Source organism: Clostridium sp. AF36-4 (assembly GCF_003435975.1).
Classification (GTDB): domain Bacteria; phylum Bacillota; class Clostridia; order Lachnospirales; family Lachnospiraceae; genus Eubacterium_F.
Window position 1 is genome coordinate 130,984 of record NZ_QTVH01000004.1, and the last position, 19,329, is coordinate 150,312.

The window sequence follows — 19,329 nt, forward strand, 5'->3', positions numbered from 1 at the left end:
GTTTAAAAAATAAGTGAGGATTTTGATATGTTTAGGCAAGGTATAAAAGGCAGATATCTACATAAACATGCCACTTTTCTGTGGCTTAGCCTTTGCCTTGCCATTTTTTTATCGTCTCTGCCTCAAAAGGCACTTTTTGACAGAAATATTTTCTCATGCAGCCACGAATTAGACCAGTCATTGCAGCCGGTGCAGACACAGATTGGCACAAATGATTCCATCCCATTTTCCGGATGGGTTCTTTCTGCCGGCAAAGAGGGACAACCATTATCCTTTCTTTCCAGAATTCGTGTATCAAACCGGATTCCTTTCCGGCTGCCGATTCCGGAACTTTGGTTTTCCGTTTTAGGTCTTTGTTTCGCCCTTTGGCAGTTCGTTTTTCTGCAAAGACTAAGGCGGCAGAGAAAAGACAATCATCTAAGAAATTTTTTGATACGATACATACATAATCAAAACGGAGAAACCTACCGTCAGGTCCTTTTCTGATTTCATAGAAGTCGGGAAAGGAGGACGTAACCATGATATTTGCAATTAAAACAATTATTTGCATTGCTGTTATCGGTCCAATCACAGCATGGGCTTATCATATTGAACATCGATAATAGCAAACAGGTTTCTCAAACTCAAATTTTATCAAGTGGCTTATGCCAAAAAAAGACTGCCTGTTCTGCGATATAACAATCGTCAGAGCAGACAGTCTTTTTTATTTCATTCGTTCTATTCTGTCACTAAGAAGGAACTCCATCAGCTTGGAATTTTTTTCATTTCCGGATTTTGCACCTTGTGCAGTAAACACCATTTCTGCCCGGTCATTTTCCTGATACGGATTCCATTTTGGAAGAACCTTTCCGTCATCATCTGTTCCATTTGGATCACCGTATTTGATAAAATTCGCCCAATAATTACACATTTGTCTGGCTAAATCATAATGCCTGCCAACAAATGGCCGCCAGCATTTGGCAAGTGTTTCAAAGAAAAACCACAAATCAACGGAATGAAATGTTCCCGGATGATCCTCTCCCGGTATATCCGGCGCAAAACGATAATAATAACAGTTTGCAGGCTTCACACTTTTTTCATTTAGAAGAAATGCGGCCTTTGTCATAAGTTCCATACCGCTAACGGGCGCATAACCATCTTTCGTTTGCTCATGCACTTGTGGTATTGCAAGAAACTCTTCCGCTTTTTTGCAAAACCAAGCACTTGCCTTCTTCTCAAGTTCTTCTTCATTCTGCGCATCAATCACAAATGGAAACTCATCTTCCGTATTTCCGGCAAGAACAGGCACACCGGCATATTTCCCTTGCGCAAACAAACGAATCGGATCGCCGATACAAATATTATTATCCCTTGACGTTACCATAATTTCATTTTCATACATAAATTTATCATAACAATCACGAATATATTTTGCATCCAGCTGCCTGGCCTCTGCCAGAGTCTTCACACCAAGATAATCGAAAAATTTCTCACCAAGTTTCTCTGCCTCATCCAACGATGGCGGAATTCCCATTCCCTCTTCAGCATATGGGCTTCGAATCATACCGCTCATAATCACTGCACGCTGAAACAAACCAAAGTTATCCGGACAGGTCATCTGAGTCAGTACACTCCCTGCCCCCGCCGACTGTCCGGCAATGGTAATCTGTTCCGGGTCACCGCCAAATGACGCAATATTTCGTACAACCCAGCGAAGCCCTGCCTGCTGGTCAAGATTTCCAAAGTTTGTCGGTGCTTCCGGTGCCTCTTTGGTCAAATCTTTATGAGCAAGAAATCCAAAACAGTTGATACGGTAATTTACTGTCACAACAACGACACCTCTTTTAGCAAGCCGCTCTCCATCAAATTCCATTTCGGATGGATAACCCCACTGCAGCCCGCCGCCAAAATACCATACTAAAACCGGCTGTTTTTCATCTACAGTCTTTGCACTTGTCCACACATTCAGGTACAAACAATCTTCGTCCATAGGAATCTCCGGATCTACATGCCACTCTTTGCAATACACGTCTGTTCCAAGTCCCGGTATGCTCTGCATGGAAATCGGTGCAAATCGAGATGCATCCCTGATTCCCTCCCAGTCAGCCGCCGGCTGCGGTGCACGCCAGCGATTTTCTCTAATTGGTGGTGCCGCAAATGGGATTCCCTTAAATACAGTAATTCTAGGATCCGCTGCTTCAATTCCGCGCACCCATCCGTTTTCAGTCTTTGCCTCTCGTATCATCAAAAAACCTCCTTTTTTCTTTCCCCAAAACAAACTCTTAGAAATTTTATGAATACACGATTGATCTGTGTCGAAAAAGAAGCACTCTCATAATCGAAAGTGCTTCTTTAAACCATACGGTGTTTCTGAATAATCTCCTCGTATCTGCGGTTAGAGGCTTCCATCTCCATCTCAAATTCTAATTCTTCAATCTCAGCGTCCTCCTGATCGAGTTCCTCTAACAGTCCAAGGAGATCATCATCCGTCAAAAACTGTTCCATGATTCCCCTCCTTTTATTGATATATTTATTGTAGCATAAAAGAGGGGGGTTCACAAGGGGGGGATGGTACTTTTTTTGGTTTCCGTAATCTAGGAGAAGGGCTTTGCGCCCACTCGTCACAAAGCCCTTCTCCTAGATTACGGAAACCGAAGAAACTGCCATTAATCTTTTTTGTTCTAGGTGTGTTTATTGGTTCTGTGACAACTCTTTTTGCTTGTTTTGCCTCATAGAGTTGCATTTTTGCCTTATAATTAAGCCTAATCAAGGAAAATCGCAGGTTATATGCAACCCTTTCTGCTAATTTTTTCTTTTTGGTTGTTTTTTTTCTCTTCATTTTAAAACGGATGCAACTCTTTTTGCTTTTTGTAAAGATTTAGGTTGCATAAGTTTCGATGGACCCTCTATTCTGCGAAGATTAATTGGCTCCAACCCTGCCTTCCCCATATGATGCGTTATTTTTTTGTTTTCCGTAATTCAGTAGAAAAACTTTGTGACAAGTGGGTTTTGAGTACGTCGGTATGTGGCACTGGTAGTTTCAGTGACCATACCGCTACGCACTCAACGAGCGAGAGCGCCCACGAGACGCAAAGTTTTTCTACTGAATTACGGAAAACAAAAAAATAGTTAGTGTATAATTTTTATTGGCAAAAATAAAGGGAAGAAGGAAATACCCTCTTCCCAATCATACAGTTTTTCTTTATGATGTTAGTTGCTAGAAAAACAATAAAGGAGACTGTATGATGAAATTAATTGTAGACGAAAACTTACTATCTTTCAAGGTGTTAGAGCAAAAAATATTCGATTATGTTTGTGAACTTGGCCGCCAGATTACCCAGCAGATTCTGGAAGCCTATGATACAGAGCTTGCAGAAAGTCGCGATAAAAAGCATTATCGGGGAAAAGGGAAACGAAAAACCTGTATCAAAACGGTATATGGCGAAGTAGAGTATAAGAGAGCTGTATATCGTACAAAAACGGAACAGGGAGAAAACGCCTATGTCTATCTGTTAGATGAAGCCATGCAAATGGATAAGATTGGATTGATTTCCACTAATCTTGCAGAAAAGATAGCGATGACGGTAACGGAATCACCTTACCGCGTAACCGCAGAAACCATAAGTAATACCTGTGGACAAAGCATCAGCAGCGGAGGTGTATGGAATATGATGCAGCGGCTTGGTGAACGGCTGGATGAAGAAGAACAGTATGCCGTAAAGGAAATGCATGCAGACCGGACGCAAGGAGAAAAAATCATTCCTGTGTTGTTTGAAGAAATGGATGGCATATGGCTGCACATGCAGGACAGCAGTCATAAAAGAATGAAAAAACAGGAAATGAAAGTGTTTACCATGTATGAAGGCTGGGACAAAGACCAGCAAAGACGAAGCACCCTGGTAGGAAAAACCATGTTGGCAGGAATGGAGACAAGCCGGCTCTTTCATGAAAAACGGGAGGCATTAATAGAGAAAAAATACGATGTGGATGAAATTCAGCAGAGAATTCTAAACGGAGATGGAGGAAGTTGGATTAAGGAAACATATGACCCGGATGCGATTTTTCAGTTAGACCGTTACCATGTTTATCAGGAAATCCTGCGAAAGATAAGTGACCGAAACGCACAAAGAGAAGCAAGAAATCTGTTTGAAGAAGGAAAAACAGAGAAATTGTTAGAGTTTCTTTTGGTGTATGCAGACAGTGTGGAAACGACGGATGAAAAAGATAAGAGGAGCAGAAATGCACGTGAGTTATATCGATATCTTAATAACAATAAAGTCGGACTGTTGCCTTATCAAAAGCAGGGAAAGAAGATACCGGAACCAGGAGAAGGGATTGTATACAAAAACATGGGCGTGCAGGAATCCCAAAACTGTACCGTAATTACCATGCGGATGAAGCACCGCCGGATGAGGTGGTCAATCAAAGGAGCCAGTAACATGGCAAAAGTATTGTGCTGCAAAGAGAATAAAGAACTTTGCCATACCATTGAGAAATATACAGATGGATTAATTTTTAATGCACGCATGAATGAAATCATGGAAACATTAAGTGCCGCAAAAACATCGAAAAAAGATGGGAAAGGAAATGGATATGTAGAATTAATGAGAGGTCATGTGCCGTTAATAGATGCAGCAGCAACCGCATCCAGAAAGGCATTTCGGAATGCGTTTATAAGATAAAGAAAAACTGAGTTTGGAATGACGGGTTTGTGACAAATGTTCGCTGCCGGTTCCTTTGGATTTCAGTAATTCCGTAGAAAAACTTTGCGACTCGTGGGTTTGAGTACGTCGGTATGTGGCACTGGTAGTTTCAGTGCCCATACCGCTACGCACTCAACGAGCGAGAGTGCCCACGAGACGCAAAGCTTTTCTACGGAATTACTGAAAACAAAAAAAGTGCCAACGAACACTTGACACAAACAAAAAATAACACCCCTTGAAAATCCCCCCCACATAAGCTATGATAGTACCATGCGAAACCAATTTCTGCTAAAACAGAAACGAAAGGAGTTTATCAAATGAACGAAGAAAACATTGTTTTTAATTCAGAGGATGTACAAAATAACAAAGTTATGGGGATTTTAGCTTATTTCGGAATTCTTTTCCTGATTCCGCTACTTGCAGCAAAAGATTCACAATACGCAAGATTCCATACAAATCAGGGAATTGTGCTTTTTATTTTCAGTGTAGCACTTAACATAATCGGCAATGGTATTTCCTTTGTAATCTCTGTTACAAGCTTCGGAATCTTATCCTTTGTGGGAACACTTATAACCGGACTGATTGGATTGGTTTGTTTAGCATTTGCTATTGTCGGCATTGTAAATGCCTGCTCCGGCGAGCCAAAGAAACTTCCGATTATCGGAAACATCACTCTTTACAAATAATAAACAGTTATTATAGCAGACCAAAGGCGGTTATCTTACAAGATACCGCCTTTTTAAGAAAGGATGACGGATTATGTCAATGAACACAACACCAAAGGGAGAACGAATCCACATTGCTTTATTTGGACGGCGAAATGCCGGAAAATCAAGTCTCATTAACGCCATAACCGGACAGGACTTAGCCATTGTATCCGATGTACTGGGAACCACAACTGACCCGGTTTACAAGGCAATGGAAATTTTACCGCTTGGTCCGGTTATGCTAATCGACACACCGGGACTTGACGATGAAGGCGTGTTGGGCGAAGAGCGCATCAAAAAGGCGCGAAGCGTTTTAAATAAAACGGACTTAGCGTTAATTGTTGCCGATGGAAACGAGGCAGCAAAAGATTTTTCTTTTGAGCACCAGATTCTTGCCCTGACGAAAAAGAAAAATATTCCTTCAATTGTTGTGTTGAATAAACAGGATTTATGGGCTGAAAATGAAGCAGCAATTCAGGCATATGGAGATTTATGTGTTAGTTCCAAAACAGGGTATCACATTCATGAATTGAAAGAACTTATGACGACAAAACTGCCGACAGATGACCAGACCGGAAAAATCGTTGGTGATTTGCTCTCCCCACTCGATTTTGTCGTTCTTGTCGTTCCGATTGACTCTGCGGCACCAAAGGGACGTCTGATTCTGCCGCAGCAGCAGGTAATTCGAGATGTGCTGGAATCCGGAGCGACCGCTATTGTATGCCGGGATACCGAACTTGCAGACACTTTGAAAAAGCTGGGCCAGCCACCAAAACTTGTCATTACGGACTCCCAGGCATTTGCAAGTGTATCAAAAGACACGCCAAAAAACATTCCTCTTACTTCTTTCTCGATTCTTTTTTCCCGCTATAAGGGAGATTTGCAGACACAGATTGATGGAGTAAAAATGCTTGATAAATTAAAAGACGGCGACACAATTCTGATGGCAGAGGGATGTACACACCATAGACAGTGCGATGACATTGGAACGGTAAAACTTCCACGATGGATTTCCGAGTACACCGGTAAAAAATTAAACTTTGCCACATCAAGCGGCGGTGGATTTCCGGAAAATTTGAGTCCGTACCGGCTGATTGTCCACTGTGGCGGATGCACCTTAAGCAAGCGGGAAATGGCATTTCGCATCGCTGAAGCAAAAGACCAGAATGTCCCAATTGTCAACTATGGCACGATGATTGCACAATTAAAGGGCGTACTCAAAAGAAGTATCGCCCCATTTGCTGACGAGTTATCGTAACGCCTCGCCACGGTTAATTTTATTAATTACTTTATTCCGATACATGATTTCATCACTTTCTTTAATGAAAATTTCCATGGTATCCTGCTGCGAAGGAACGCGGCAGGCATACCCATAACTGGCGTGAATATCATATTCTTTACCGCCACTCTCATTGAACGCATCCAGATAAGCAACCAATTCTTCCAGATAATGAACCCCCTCATTTTCTGCAATATCTTCGGCAATAATTTCAAATTCATCACCACCGGTGCGTGCCTGAATCACCGCATCCGGACATGCATGATGAATCGCTTCGCGCACTTTTTTCAATGCATAATCGCCTTCTATGTGACCATAATTGTCGTTAATCTGTTTCATGCCATCCATATCGATAATCGCAAGGAAAATCTGTTTTCCTTCCTCTTTTGCCTTTTCAAACATCGGATTCCCGCGGTTCTCAAAACCGCGTCGGTTGTACATCCCGGTCAGCGAATCGCGGTCATACATTTCTTCCAGTTTTACAACAAGTTTCTGCATTTTCTGATATGTCATGATGTCCTGAAGAAGATTGCCGATAATAATGTTCCAATACATATACAGCCGTCCCGTTGTTTCGACATCTATAAATTGCAGCGCCTCATAGCCAAAACATAAATCCTGAAAATGAAGCGGTGCCAAAAACCACATCTGCGGCTCTTCGCTGCTCATGCATTTAGGAATCAGTTCTCTGCGGTCAAAATGTTCTCTCGTTGGGCTGATATTTTCCCGATTACGAATAGCAATCGGCATTTCCATTTTATCGGTAAAGCCTTTGAACTCTTTTTTTTCCAGCCAGCCCTCACACAAACACATGCAGTAATCTTTAAAGCCTTCAATATTATAAATATAACGTCCGATTTTCTGTCCGACTTCATCAATCGTATGACATTCACTCATATGAATCGACATAAAATGAAACTGCATTTCACGGTTCTGGCTAATGTTTTCAGTCTCATACATACGCCGGCGGATGGTCATGATCTCCTGTCCCTCACTTGCCATACAGCCACATGATTCCCTCGGCTGCAAAACAGCATCAAAAAAAACATTCTCCACTTTTTCCGGGCAATCCTGCTTTTTATCAATAATTTGTACTGCCCGCCTGCCCATTTCAAAAAACGGAACCATTGCCGTCGTAATACATGGTGTAAATGCGAGAGAACTGCGCATACCGTCGTATCCACTCACCGCAATATCCTGAGGAATCCTATACCCACGCCGAATAAGTTCACTGGCAACGGCTGCCGCCATATAATCATTGGCGCATATAATTCCCTCCGGCTGCGACTCACCCTCTGCCAAAAACCAGTCACATGCCTCTTTACCTTTATTTTTCCAAAAATCTCCATAAAAAACCTGATGCTCACCATAGGAAAGTCCATATTCATCCATTTTACGTTTAAAACAAAGAAGCCTCTCCTGTGCATCCCAGTGGTCTTTTGGTCCTGTCATAAAACACAGTTTTTTCATCCCATGTTCTTTGACAAAATGGTCAATCAGCCCTTCCATACAGCTGCCGTTATCCACAAGCAGATTATTTGCTCCGACCAAAAGTTCGCGGATACTGATAATCGGACAATGGCAGCGCTCTCTTATGTTCTTAATAACATGCTCTCTGCTGTCGATTTCCTCCATCGTATCAAGCGCTAAAACAACACCGTCTAACTCTTCGTAAGGCGGCAATTCCCACAATGTCTGATCTCCGATAAAATAGCGGTGGTTCTGTCCATAATTACCATAATCGGAAAACACAGCAACATTATAACCAAGTTCCTTTGCCCCGGTAATAATTCCCTGACATAGGCGATTTTGAAATTCGCTCGCAGAACGCTCCAAAAACACACCAATCGTTTTTCGACTATTATGAAACATCGAATCACTCCCTCTCCGTTTATTTTTTCCACTCTTTCGCTAAAAAGAGCAGTTTCTCTTTCTCGTTATCTTCCGGATGCGCCAACACATGCTCCAATAACTGTTGCAACATTTCGCCAATTGCCGGTCCCGGTGTCATCCCCATCTGTATCAACTCACGGCCACCAATTGTCAAATCTTTCACACAGACTGCCTCGCCCGCCTCGCATATTTCCCGATAGCAGCGCTTCGCAGCCTCTAAGCGCATCAATTTTTCCTTCTGTTTATATTCACTCTGTGACAACAAATCCGCCTGCTGTAAAGTAAACAAAAGCGGCATTAAATCCGTCCCTGCCTGATTCATCAACCGCCGCATCGCCTGCTTTGCTTTTCTCGGCTGCGGCTCATCTGACAAAACGCAGTTTTCATGACGTCTGTCGTGATAACGAATTAACGTCGTTACCGTTGCCACGGTTTCATTATCAAATTTTAACCGGCGGAGAATTCCCCTCGCCTTCTTAGCTCCGTACTCCGGATGTTTATAAAAATGGGCAATTCCTTCGTCATCAACCTGCTTGCAGTCCGGTTTTGCCACATCATGAAGAAGCGCAGCATAAGCTAACATTACCCGCTCTTTTGTGCGAAATCCCGCCTGCTCTCCCAAATCATTAATATGAGAAATGGCCGCTAACGAATGATGTCCGACATCAAAACAGTGATGTGGATTTTCCTGCGTTGTAGCAAGCATTTTTTCAAGTTCCGGCAGAAAATATGCGCTTAATCCCGTCTCTACGGCAAGCAGTAATTTGTCACTTCCCTTTGAAACAATAAGCTTGGTAAGTTCGGTGCGGATTCTCTCGGCACTCACATTTACCAAAGTCGGTGCTTTTTCCTTTATTGCCAAAAATGTTTTTTCTTCCAGTTCAAACTGAAGCTGTCCGGCAAACCGAATCCCTCGCAGCATTCGGAGTGCATCTTCATCAAACCGCTCATTTGCCTCACCGACACAACGGATTACTTTTTTTTCTAAATCTTCACGCCCTCCATATAAATCTACGATTCCAACACGCGGATTATACGCCATCGCATTAATTGTAAAATCACGGCGTTTTAAATCTTCATTCAAATTGGGCGTAAATAAAACTTCTTTCGGGTGACGGTGGTCTTCATATTCGCCGTCCATGCGGTAGGTTGTCACTTCATAACCGTCATCACCAATCATAACCGTCACGGTTCCATGCTGGATTCCCGTATCAATGGTACGCCGAAAAAGGGCTTTCACCTGTATCGGATTCGCAGACGTTGTAATATCCCAGTCATCCGGTACGCGCCCCAAAAGTGTGTCGCGGACACAGCCTCCCACGGCATATGCCTCGTAACCATTTTCTTCTAATGTCTCAATAATCGATTTTACCTGTTCAGGAATTTTCACGTTATCACCCAAACATATTATACCGCTTTTTCCTTTGACAAACAAGCATATTTTCGCTACAATGTAGAGCGAAGGAAAGGAGGGAAGGATAATGAATTACACCTATTATACAAAAGGTACTTGTTCCAAACAGATTGATTTGGAAATTAATGGTGACGTTATCACAAATGTAAAGTTTTATGGTGGCTGTGATGGAAATTTGAAAGCCATTCCTGCACTGGTTGATGGATTAACCGTAGATGAAATTTCAAACAAATTATCCGGCATCCAATGTGGATTTAAAGGCACTTCCTGTGGCGACCAGCTGGCTCATGCAGTCAGAGAAGCCTATGAGGCTGAAAAAGCAGCCAATGCCTAGTAGAAATTGGTCTGCTTTGACTGAGTGTTCGAAACCATCCACTCATTAAACAAAACTAAGGAGAGAAAAAAATGAAAAGCAAAAAATTAGTATTTATCTGTCAGGCAGCCGTTATCGCTGCCCTCTATGTCGTGTTGACTTATGTATTCAGCGCCTTTGCAAGCGGCGTTATTCAAGTTCGTGTTTCCGAAGCATTAACCATACTGCCAGCCTTTACACCGGCAGCAATTCCGGGACTTGTCATCGGATGTCTATTGAGCAATACCCTGACCGGGTGTGTTCTTCTCGATATTATTTTCGGAAGCGTTGCTACCTTAATCGGTGCACTCGGCTCGTATGCACTTCGCCGCCATACATGGCTGGTGCCAATTCCGCCAATTGTTTCCAATATGATTATTGTGCCATTTGTCCTTCGTTTTGCCTATGGTGCAACAGACGCATTTCCTTTTATGATAGCAACCGTTGGCGCAGGAGAAATTATTTCCTGTTATTTACTCGGCATGATTTTATACGGAGCACTCAAAAAAGTGAACCATACACTGTTCTAAAAATGCCTTGAGGCATTGATTTTTACGCTTTATAAGGGTATAATTGTAATATTAGGATAAAAATTTCGTGCTTACACGATAATATTCAGTTATTTGAGGATAGAGACACTTATGAAGCGAATACTTTTGATTTTCGCAGTATTCTTTGTCACCGTGGCAGGAATTTATTACTGGAGACAGACGCACTTACAAACAACGTCCGATTCCATTTCCACGCCCCGTGTGACAACACCATCTGCGACAAAACCGGAACCGACTGAGCCACCTTTACTTCCCTCAAACCTTGAGAGCATTACAACAAACAATGTTACGGTTCCCTTAGATGTAGTACCCGGCAGTTACACGGCACTTGTAAGCCGCGACTATCTGCTGCCATCGACCTATGTACCAAAAGATTTGGTCGAGATTTCCGTTCGATTCAGTTCGAACTCACACGACGACAAACGAAAAATGCGGCGTGTTGCATCCAAAGCACTGTCAAAAATGTTTCGGGCCGCCGAGAAAAAGGGCATTATTTTATATGGTGTTTCGGGCTACCGTTCGTATGAACGCCAGAAATCCATTTACTCAAGAAACGTTGCACTGCATGGAAAAAAAGCGACGGATTCTTTATCCGCAAAACCCGGCAGCAGTGAACATCAAACAGGTCTTACAATTGATGTTTCCGCCAGTTCGGTAGGCTGCTTATTGACCGAGCGTTTTGGCTCTACCAAAGAGGGCAGATGGCTCGCCAAAAATGCTCACAAATACGGCTATATTATCCGCTATCCGAAAGGAAAAACAAAACTTACCGGCTATTCTTACGAACCATGGCACATTCGCTATGTCGGCGTCAGCTATGCCAGTTACTTAAAAAAGAATAAGCTGACACTTGAGGAATTATATGGTGTCAACCAAAAAGCGGATGAAAATACACCGAAAGTCGATGTGGAGAATCCCGATGAATATGAAACCTCACCGCCGTCTCCGGCACCAAATCAATAGAAAAGGGGTACTTGTATGAGAACCATTATTATTTTAATTTTATATGTTGTTATTACGATTTTAAGCCTTCCAATGTACCTGATTGAAGCAATTGTGCGGCTTATCAGCCCACGTGCGGCAGCCCACATCGCACAAGTCATTGTTAAGGGAGCGTTTAATCTTGTAATGTTTGTTTCGGGCTGCAAAAAGACCATTATTGGCGTAGAAAATATTCCGAAAGACACACCGGTAATGTATGCCGCCAACCACCGAAGCTTTTATGACATCATTTTAGCTTACGCAACGGTTCCGAATCAGACCGCTTTTATTTCGAAAATGGAAATTAAGAAAATGCCTTGTGTCGCACAGTGGATGTATTTTTTAAATTGTCTGTTTATGGACCGTGGTGATGTAAAACAGAATCTGCAGGTTATTTTATCTGCCATCACACTCGTAAAAAACGGCTATTCCATTTACATTGCACCGGAGGGAACCCGAAATGCAACCGATACACTGCTTGAATTTAAAGAAGGCAGTATGAAGATTGCCACCAAGGGAAAATGTCCGATTATCCCGGTCTGCTTATGCAACACCGAAAATATTTTTGAAAATAATCTGCCTTGGATTAAAAAGGGAAAAATCCTGATTGAATACGGAAAACCAATTTATCCTGAAGAGCTGGATAAGGAAACAAAAAAACACCTCGGCGTTTACGTGCGTGGAATTATTGAGGAAATGTATGAGGAAAATCGAAAAAAAATCAGCTAAACCTTTCTTTTTTTCCCATTCCATGATAGAATAGTTCCAGTTTGAAATTTTTATGAAGTGGAGGAATCGCAAACCATGCATGTTTTTTTAACTATTTTAGCAATTGTTGCCATTGTATTAGTTGTTGTCATGGTCGTTCTTTACTTCTTAGGCAAAAAAATGCAGAAGAAGCAGGACGAATCGCAGGCACAGATGCAGGCCGCATCCCAGACAGCAACCATTCTTGTCATTGACAAAAAACGGATGAAATTAAAAGATTCCGGTCTTCCAAAGATGGTTTTGGAAAACACACCGAAATATCTCCGTGGCTCAAAAGTACCGATTGTCAAAGCTAAAATCGGACCAAAAGTAATGTCTTTGATGTGCGACGAAAAAATCTTCCCGGTTCTCCCGGTAAAGAAAGAATTAAAAGTTGTCATCAGCGGAATTTACATTATGGGCGTCAAAGGACGTAACGTGCTTGACAATCCGGAAGAAAAACTCGGATTCTGGCAAAGAAGTAAATTGAAAGCATTGAAAAAGGCAGGAAGATAAATATCGCAGAAAGATAGAAATTGCAGAAACATAGAAAAAGTAGCAAGCGGGATATTTGCTCACGCAAATATAGCTTGCTGTTTTTCTATGTTTCTGCTTGCGGATAAGGGAAAGAGAAGCTTGTAACAGGGGGAAGTTGTTTTTTGTCAACTCCCTTTTCAAGAACCCTCCCTTCCCCATTCTTTAATCCAACAAGGTTTGACATATTTTACTCATATGCTATTATTTATAAATAAAATAACGGAAGGAGATTGTTTTATGAGTTTAATTAAGTGTCCTGAATGCAAAAAGAAAATCAGTGATACTGTATCTTTTTGTCCCAATTGTGGAGCAACCATAACAGACCATATAAAAGAACAGCAGAAAGGAAAAGGCTCAAAAAAAATCATTATAATTAGTTTAATTATTTTCTTAATACTTGTGGTTATAGGGTTGGCAGCTTTTTTTATAGGAAAACAAATTAAGTCAAATAAAGAAGAAAAATTGATGAAAGAGCAAGTAAAAAAGCAAGAGGAACAATTCTATAATTATTGTGATACCTATTCCAAAGCATTAAGAGATATACATGAATATTGGCTTGATTATACAAGTCAAAAAAGAAAAGTGTGGTATAATTGCATTTGGAATATTGAATCGGATGAAACAGATGATTTTACAAAGGATTCAAAAGGGGCTTTTTATAGTGACTCCAATGACGCACTTTCAGAATTTAGTAGTAGCAGTTATGTTGAAAGTTTATTAGATGAATGTGTAGAAGATGTCGGAAAAGAAAAAGATTTATATGCAAAACTAGCTCGTATTAAGTCCAAGAACAAAAATATATTAGAGTTAAAAAAAATAATTTCTAGTACACATGAAACGGTTACTAATATGTATAAAATGGAAGAAAGTTATGGGTATAATTACAAAGAATATGATGAAAAAATGGATAACTATTTAGAAGATATAACGGATGCTCAAACAAAAATAGATTCAAAAAAAGAGGAGCGGTAAATTTTTATGGAGGTCATACTTTATAAGTACGACCTCCATTTATTATTTTTCTATCTCCCAGTGACCGCTGTAACCACTTCCAATATATGACACATTTGGCATTTGTTTTATTCTTCTTTTTACTGTTCTTACGCTGATACCAAGCTTTATGGCAATATCGGATGTAGAAATTTTTTCGTTTTCTTTTATCATATCAAAAATTTGGGTCTGTATATTTTCTTGAGTGCCACCTTGAGTGCCACCTTGAGTGCCGTCTTGAGTGCCGTCTTCAACTCCATTAGTCTCTGCCAAATAATTAGCGACATAATTCAAATTATACAAAGTCAATGTAAAATCATCATAATCTGCTTCAAAGACTGGCATCTTCGTCTCATCAAATTCTACCTGTTCCTCGTAGTCTGCCAAAATTTTCTTAAAACCACTGCCTCTACGTTCCATGTATTTTAAACGACTGAAAATATCAGCTAAAATTGGATTCCTTCGTTTTGAAGGAATCTTCAACATATCTTTTCCTTTTAAAGATATACCACTTACCATTCCTCCCGGTGAATATATTTCTATTCTATCATCGAACATATCTATATGAACTTCACTTCCTATATCCGTATAACTTCGATGAATCAGAGCATTTACTAAACCTTCAAGCACTGCTCGCTCCGGATAATCAGGCATATCTATTCTGCCATCATCCACCTTCCGCCATGCCTTCTTTGAATTATTTCTAATGAATTCCGTTCCGGACTGCAATAAAGTTACAAGGCTTCCTGAATATTCCTTATCATCAAGTGCATCCACTATTCCTGATGCCTTAGTTAATCCATTCCATCTTGTGCAAAACAATCTAGAGTGACGCACTGGAGATTCATCTGCCAAAAGTGCACCTGCATTGGTAAGATTTCCATTTTCATCAACCAAACCAAAAGATTCATAATCTGTATCATCAAATGTATTTCCTGTTCTCTTCTTATATACCGATTTTAATTTTGTAAAAGACATATCACTAAAATCATATCTTGATTTCAGACTATCATAGCTTTCTCCACTTCCACGAAGTACTAACTCTCTTAACTGGGACGGTGTAGCTGGAACACTTTCATTTCCTATGCGCATAAATGCAACAAGCTGCCCATCTCCATCATAATAATATGGCGTCTGCTGTCCTTTCATTACTTCTACAATAATAAACGTCTTTGCTCCATCTTTTTGAAAAGAAAGTTTAACATCTGGTATAGGATTTAAATGTATTTTAATTGCCTCACTAATTTTTTCTGCATCTTCTTCTGCATTAGCAAGCCCCACCAACTCATCATCATCTGCTACACCGAATACCAGCTTGCCACCAAAACAATTTGCAAATGCACTGATACTTTTACACCAGCTTTTAGGTCTTTTTGTCTCTAGCGCAAGCTTCTTGTCATAATACGTGGTTTCACCAATTAACTGCTTTATATCCATTAAAAACCACCTCCTCTATAAACCAATACTTTCCCATTATGTCCATTTTGTATGAATCCATTCTTCAAGTTTCATTTTCTGCCACTGACAGCAATACCTGCATCGCATCTTTATATAATTTACCCAATGCCAGTCCGTCTTTAATGTTTTATCATGCACATAACATACATCATATTTCGCACATTGTCAACTCCCTTTTCAAATACCCTCCCTTCTCCATTCTCAAATAAAAAAAGAAGCCGGGTTCAAAGCTATATTTGCTCACGCAAATATCCCGCTTTGAACCCGGGTCTTTTTTTATTACCTCTCAAAATCCAAAATCGAAAGTGGCTCACTAAGATTCTCATTTTGTTCTGCCAAATCAATCGTTTCACCATCGGATAACCGGCGCACAACCGGGTAGAGCGTATGGTACTGGCGATTCTCTACCACGACCGCAACGTTACCATCCGACAATATCACGTTACGTCCCTTTGGATAAACCGGTATGTAAGTAATGAATGCCTTTACATATTCCGGCTGGAACATTTTTCCTGCATTGTTCATCAAAAACTCAATGGCCTCTTTTGGTGACTGTGCTTTTTTATACGGGCGCTCACTTGTAATCGCATCATAAACATCCGCAATGTGAATGATTTTTGCAAACATATAAATCTGGTCGTCGCGCAGTCCCAGCGGATAACCGGAACCATTTACATTTTCATGGTGCATATAAACACCCATTTTCGTCTTGGAACTGATGTTAATGTTCTCTTTGAGTCTTTCATAGCCAAGCTCTGAGTGCGTTTTCATTGTCTCATACTCTTCCTCAGAAAGCGGACCTGCCTTTTCCAATAAATCAAGCGGCAAATTAAGTTTTCCGATATCATGCAAAAGCCCTGCTGCCGAAAGTTCCTTCAGAATCGATTTTTTTAATCCGATTCCGATACCTGTAAGCACCGACAAAACCGCCACATTTACCGAATGTTTATAAGTATAATCCGAGTTTGTCCGCATACTGATTAAGTTGACATTAATATCACCATTTAAGCTTAACTCTTCCGTAATATCACTTGCCACTTTAAGTGCAGCATCAATATCAAGTTTTGTCAATGCCTTAGTCGCCTTTACCCCCAATTCGTCACTAATCAAATCTTCTACTGTAATATCTGATGACATCTCATCTTCAATATACAACCCCGCCAAGCCTATATCACGCATTCTTAAAATTAACCGTTCGGTCAATTTGACCCGGTAATTCACTAAAATGCTGCCCTGCTCATTGTAAATGGATTTCCCAACAATCATTCCGGGCTGTGCACTGTCAATACTGATATATCTCATACGTCAATCTCTCCATCAAAAACCGTCGTTGCCGGTCCTTTCATCTGTACTTCGCCATTAGCTAAATACGTGTCATATAGTTTACCCCCGCGAATCTGTACCTCAACTTCTTCTCCCCGTTTGCAAAAGCCATTTAAAACAGCCGCTACAACGGATGCACATGTGCCTGTTCCGCAGGAAATCGTCTCCCCGGAACCGCGTTCCCACACCCGCATCTTTATCGTGTGGTCATCGATTACCTCAACAAACTCTGTGTTAATCCGGTCCGGAAATAACTCGTGGTTTTCAAAAGATGGTCCAATTTTTTCCAAATCTAAATCATCAATTCCCTCTGTAAAAATCACACAATGCGGATTTCCCATTGAAACACAAGTGGCTTCATACTCTTTTCCGTCAACCACAAGTTTTCTAGCAACAAATGTATCGCCATCTGCTGATACCGGAATCTTTGCAGGTTCCAATACCGCCTGTCCCATATTTACCGTTATGTAAGTAACCAATCCGTTTTCCACGGTAAGTTTTAATGCTTTTATGCCGCTCTTTGTTTCAATCGTAATCTCATCTGAATGAACTATTCCATGCTCATACGCATACTTTGCGACACAGCGAATCCCGTTTCCACACATCGCACCTTCCGAGCCGTCTGCATTATACATAATCATACGACAGTCCGCAGTTTTAGACGGTGCAATCAGAATCAAGCCATCGGAGCCAATTCCAAAATGTCTGTCGCTCACAAAAACCGCCAGTTTGGATGCATCGTCTATTTGTTCTGTAAATAAATTTACATAAACATAATCATTGCCGGTTCCGTGCATTTTCGTAAAATGTAATTTACTCACACAACTCCTCCTTTATTCTTCAATGAAAATATCTACATTGCAGTTAGACAAAAATGTCTGGTTCAGTTCCAAATCATAATCTAACTTCAAATGAAATCCCCGCTCGGTGAGTATCTTCTGGAGCGATTTCGTGCTAAGCGCAATCTCCAGCTCCCCAACCGGCGTCGAATAATATGAATACGTCGTCTCATTTGGCACAAACACCATATGGCTTTCCGCCGGACCATGCTTGATAATCTCTAACTGGTCGTCTTTGTATTTCACCAGATTTTTCACAACGGAGACAAGTCCATTTTCTTCCTCTTCCACAACTTCCTCATAGGTAATCCATGCAAATCCATCTCTCTCACACATCTGCCCAACAGAAATCACTTCCACATCATCGCGGTCGCCGTCTTCGCCGTGCATATGCATGCCGCAGATTCTAAGTTTAACCTCTTTTGTCATGTTCTGACTCCTTATCTTTCAAATGCAAGTGCAATAATCTGATCTAACAATTCTTCTTTCTCAAACCCTGCTGCCTTCCAAAGCATCGGATACATACTGATGTTGGTAAATCCCGGAAGTGTATTAATTTCATTGAAAATCACTTCGTTCGTTCCCTGCTCCACAAAGAAGTCAACACGCGATAATCCAAAACCGCCCACGGCGCGAAATACCGCTACTGCATTTGTCCGGATTTTCTCCTTCACTTCATCCGGCAAATCCGGGTCAATTACCGTCTTCGATTTCGCATTGTTATACTTGGCATCAAAATCATAAAACTCTGCTGCCGCCAAAATCTCACCAACCGGCGAAGCTTTTGGATTTTGTCCGCCTAAAATGGCACACTCCACTTCTCGTCCGATAATCGTTTCCTCAATCAATACACGATGGTCATGTTTTTTCGCAAGTGCCAGCGCTTTTTCTAACTCTTCTCTGTTATGTGCCTTGCTGACACCCTGTGAAGAACCGGCATTGGATGGCTTTACAAAAACCGGATATCCCAGTTTCTCTTCTACCTTTGCAATTGTCTCTTCTTTTTCACTCAAATCTCTTGCAGTATCTGCCACATAAGCTGCCTGACGGACACCGGTGCGGTCAGCAAAAATCTTTGTTGAAATCTTATCCATACTTGCAGCGGATGCTAAAACATCACATCCCACATACGGAATTCCCGCCAGTTCAAAAAGACCCTGAATCGTTCCATCTTCTCCAAACTTACCATGCAGAACCGGAAAAGCCACATCAATCGGAATCACTTCCACATCATTTCCCGTTACTTTCCAGATTCCTTTCTTTCCATGATCCGGTGAAATCACTGCTGTCACCGTACCCTCTACCCATGAACCATCTCGAATCGAATCGGTATCTTCCACAAAAAGCCATTTGCCCTCTTTCGTAATACCAATTCGGTAAATATCATATTTATCTTCCCGCAGTCCATCGATTACATTTGCTGCGGAAACACAGGACACATCATGCTCCGATGACTGTCCACCAAAAATCACTGCTACCCTCTTTTTCATAGGAACCCCTTTCCGGGTATTTCACCCTGCCGGTAACTTTTTCATATACCTAATAAAAGTATATGACACCTCCTATACTTTATCAC

19 protein-coding genes are annotated in these 19,329 nt (G+C 41.2%); 10 read left to right on the forward strand and 9 right to left on the reverse strand.

Annotated elements, in window-relative coordinates; all coding sequences use genetic code 11:
• Positions 1–27: 27 nt before the first annotated feature.
• Entirely contained in the window at positions 28–486 is a 459-nt protein-coding gene (locus DW005_RS13680) for a hypothetical protein (protein WP_147324410.1), read from the forward strand.
• Positions 487–703: 217 nt separating this feature from the next.
• Here DW005_RS13680 and DW005_RS03615 read toward each other — a convergent pair whose 3' ends face one another.
• Complete coding sequence (locus DW005_RS03615; protein WP_117478200.1) at positions 704–2,224, reverse strand: carboxylesterase family protein; 1,521 nt, start codon at positions 2,222–2,224, stop codon at positions 704–706.
• A 107-nt stretch (positions 2,225–2,331) separates the two neighbouring features.
• Positions 2,332–2,484 carry a hypothetical protein gene (locus tag DW005_RS13755; protein WP_022377772.1) on the reverse strand — a complete coding sequence of 51 codons (153 nt, stop codon included), beginning with the start codon at positions 2,482–2,484 and terminating at the stop codon, positions 2,332–2,334.
• A 737-nt stretch (positions 2,485–3,221) separates the two neighbouring features.
• On the opposite strand from DW005_RS13755, the gene DW005_RS03625 reads away from it, so the two are divergent.
• From DW005_RS03625 to hydF, 3 genes are all read left to right on the forward strand, one after another.
• Positions 3,222–4,661 (forward strand): ISLre2 family transposase, encoded by a 1,440-nt coding sequence (locus tag DW005_RS03625; protein ID WP_117478202.1) that lies wholly within the window; start codon positions 3,222–3,224, stop codon positions 4,659–4,661.
• Between the two features lie 338 nt (positions 4,662–4,999).
• Positions 5,000–5,368, forward strand: a complete 369-nt coding sequence (locus tag DW005_RS03630; RefSeq protein ID WP_117478203.1) for a hypothetical protein — start codon at positions 5,000–5,002, stop codon at positions 5,366–5,368.
• A gap of 73 nt (positions 5,369–5,441) precedes the next feature.
• On the forward strand, positions 5,442–6,647 hold the full coding sequence (gene hydF / locus DW005_RS03635) for a [FeFe] hydrogenase H-cluster maturation GTPase HydF (RefSeq protein WP_117478204.1): 1,206 nt from the start codon (positions 5,442–5,444) through the stop codon (positions 6,645–6,647).
• On the opposite strand, the gene DW005_RS03640 is transcribed toward hydF, so the two are convergent.
• Positions 6,639–8,540, reverse strand: a complete 1,902-nt coding sequence (locus DW005_RS03640; RefSeq protein WP_117478205.1) for a GGDEF domain-containing protein — start codon at positions 8,538–8,540, stop codon at positions 6,639–6,641. The two genes, hydF and DW005_RS03640, sit on opposite strands and share 9 nt — an antisense overlap.
• 19 nt (positions 8,541–8,559) lie before the next feature.
• On the reverse strand, positions 8,560–9,951 hold the full coding sequence (locus DW005_RS03645) for a CCA tRNA nucleotidyltransferase (RefSeq protein WP_242989351.1): 1,392 nt from the start codon (positions 9,949–9,951) through the stop codon (positions 8,560–8,562).
• A 91-nt stretch (positions 9,952–10,042) separates the two neighbouring features.
• On the opposite strand from DW005_RS03645, the gene DW005_RS03650 reads away from it, so the two are divergent.
• From DW005_RS03650 to DW005_RS03675, 6 genes are all read left to right on the forward strand, one after another.
• On the forward strand, positions 10,043–10,309 hold the full coding sequence (locus tag DW005_RS03650) for a TIGR03905 family TSCPD domain-containing protein (RefSeq protein ID WP_022377765.1): 267 nt from the start codon (positions 10,043–10,045) through the stop codon (positions 10,307–10,309).
• Positions 10,310–10,380: 71 nt separating this feature from the next.
• Complete coding sequence (locus DW005_RS03655; RefSeq protein ID WP_117478207.1) at positions 10,381–10,857, forward strand: QueT transporter family protein; 477 nt, start codon at positions 10,381–10,383, stop codon at positions 10,855–10,857.
• Between the two features lie 111 nt (positions 10,858–10,968).
• On the forward strand, positions 10,969–11,841 hold the full coding sequence (locus tag DW005_RS03660) for a M15 family metallopeptidase (protein ID WP_022376283.1): 873 nt from the start codon (positions 10,969–10,971) through the stop codon (positions 11,839–11,841).
• Between the two features lie 15 nt (positions 11,842–11,856).
• The gene (locus tag DW005_RS03665) at positions 11,857–12,588 is read left to right on the forward strand and encodes a lysophospholipid acyltransferase family protein (RefSeq protein WP_117478208.1); all 732 of its coding nucleotides are present in this window, start codon (positions 11,857–11,859) and stop codon (positions 12,586–12,588) included.
• Between the two features lie 75 nt (positions 12,589–12,663).
• Positions 12,664–13,122 (forward strand): hypothetical protein, encoded by a 459-nt coding sequence (locus tag DW005_RS03670; protein ID WP_117478209.1) that lies wholly within the window; start codon positions 12,664–12,666, stop codon positions 13,120–13,122.
• A gap of 258 nt (positions 13,123–13,380) precedes the next feature.
• Entirely contained in the window at positions 13,381–14,115 is a 735-nt protein-coding gene (locus tag DW005_RS03675; protein ID WP_181974928.1) for a zinc ribbon domain-containing protein, read from the forward strand.
• 42 nt (positions 14,116–14,157) lie between these two features.
• Here DW005_RS03675 and DW005_RS03680 read toward each other — a convergent pair whose 3' ends face one another.
• The 5 genes from DW005_RS03680 to DW005_RS03700 form a co-directional block, all read right to left on the reverse strand.
• Positions 14,158–15,570 (reverse strand): ATP-binding protein, encoded by a 1,413-nt coding sequence (locus DW005_RS03680; RefSeq protein WP_117478211.1) that lies wholly within the window; start codon positions 15,568–15,570, stop codon positions 14,158–14,160.
• 300 nt (positions 15,571–15,870) lie between these two features.
• The gene (locus tag DW005_RS03685) at positions 15,871–16,893 is read right to left on the reverse strand and encodes an HD-GYP domain-containing protein (RefSeq protein WP_117478212.1); all 1,023 of its coding nucleotides are present in this window, start codon (positions 16,891–16,893) and stop codon (positions 15,871–15,873) included.
• Positions 16,890–17,735, reverse strand: coding sequence for a diaminopimelate epimerase (gene dapF / locus DW005_RS03690; RefSeq protein ID WP_147324411.1), 846 nt, complete (start codon positions 17,733–17,735; stop codon positions 16,890–16,892). Before dapF ends, DW005_RS03685 begins: the two co-directional genes overlap by 4 nt.
• A gap of 12 nt (positions 17,736–17,747) precedes the next feature.
• A complete protein-coding gene (locus DW005_RS03695) occupies positions 17,748–18,182 on the reverse strand; it encodes a DUF1934 domain-containing protein (RefSeq protein ID WP_022376288.1) in 435 nt (144 codons plus the stop codon).
• Positions 18,183–18,193: 11 nt separating this feature from the next.
• The gene (locus DW005_RS03700; RefSeq protein ID WP_117478213.1) at positions 18,194–19,243 is read right to left on the reverse strand and encodes a D-alanine--D-alanine ligase family protein; all 1,050 of its coding nucleotides are present in this window, start codon (positions 19,241–19,243) and stop codon (positions 18,194–18,196) included.
• Positions 19,244–19,329 lie beyond the last annotated feature (86 nt).

Coding starts and splice junctions, on each gene's coding strand:
- DW005_RS03695 (WP_022376288.1), bottom strand. CDS start 18,182: ATGACAAAAGAGGTTAAACTTAGAATCTGCGGCATGCATATGCACGGC.
- DW005_RS03615 (WP_117478200.1), bottom strand. CDS start 2,224: ATGATACGAGAGGCAAAGACTGAAAACGGATGGGTGCGCGGAATTGAA.
- DW005_RS03625 (WP_117478202.1), top strand. CDS start 3,222: ATGATGAAATTAATTGTAGACGAAAACTTACTATCTTTCAAGGTGTTA.
- DW005_RS13680 (WP_147324410.1), top strand. CDS start 28: ATGTTTAGGCAAGGTATAAAAGGCAGATATCTACATAAACATGCCACT.
- DW005_RS03660 (WP_022376283.1), top strand. CDS start 10,969: ATGAAGCGAATACTTTTGATTTTCGCAGTATTCTTTGTCACCGTGGCA.
- DW005_RS03665 (WP_117478208.1), top strand. CDS start 11,857: ATGAGAACCATTATTATTTTAATTTTATATGTTGTTATTACGATTTTA.
- DW005_RS03655 (WP_117478207.1), top strand. CDS start 10,381: ATGAAAAGCAAAAAATTAGTATTTATCTGTCAGGCAGCCGTTATCGCT.
- DW005_RS03640 (WP_117478205.1), bottom strand. CDS start 8,540: ATGTTTCATAATAGTCGAAAAACGATTGGTGTGTTTTTGGAGCGTTCT.
- DW005_RS03685 (WP_117478212.1), bottom strand. CDS start 16,893: ATGAGATATATCAGTATTGACAGTGCACAGCCCGGAATGATTGTTGGG.
- DW005_RS03675 (WP_181974928.1), top strand. CDS start 13,381: ATGAGTTTAATTAAGTGTCCTGAATGCAAAAAGAAAATCAGTGATACT.
- DW005_RS03670 (WP_117478209.1), top strand. CDS start 12,664: ATGCATGTTTTTTTAACTATTTTAGCAATTGTTGCCATTGTATTAGTT.
- DW005_RS13755 (WP_022377772.1), bottom strand. CDS start 2,484: ATGGAACAGTTTTTGACGGATGATGATCTCCTTGGACTGTTAGAGGAA.
- DW005_RS03680 (WP_117478211.1), bottom strand. CDS start 15,570: ATGGATATAAAGCAGTTAATTGGTGAAACCACGTATTATGACAAGAAG.
- hydF (WP_117478204.1), top strand. CDS start 5,442: ATGTCAATGAACACAACACCAAAGGGAGAACGAATCCACATTGCTTTA.
- DW005_RS03630 (WP_117478203.1), top strand. CDS start 5,000: ATGAACGAAGAAAACATTGTTTTTAATTCAGAGGATGTACAAAATAAC.
- DW005_RS03700 (WP_117478213.1), bottom strand. CDS start 19,243: ATGAAAAAGAGGGTAGCAGTGATTTTTGGTGGACAGTCATCGGAGCAT.
- DW005_RS03650 (WP_022377765.1), top strand. CDS start 10,043: ATGAATTACACCTATTATACAAAAGGTACTTGTTCCAAACAGATTGAT.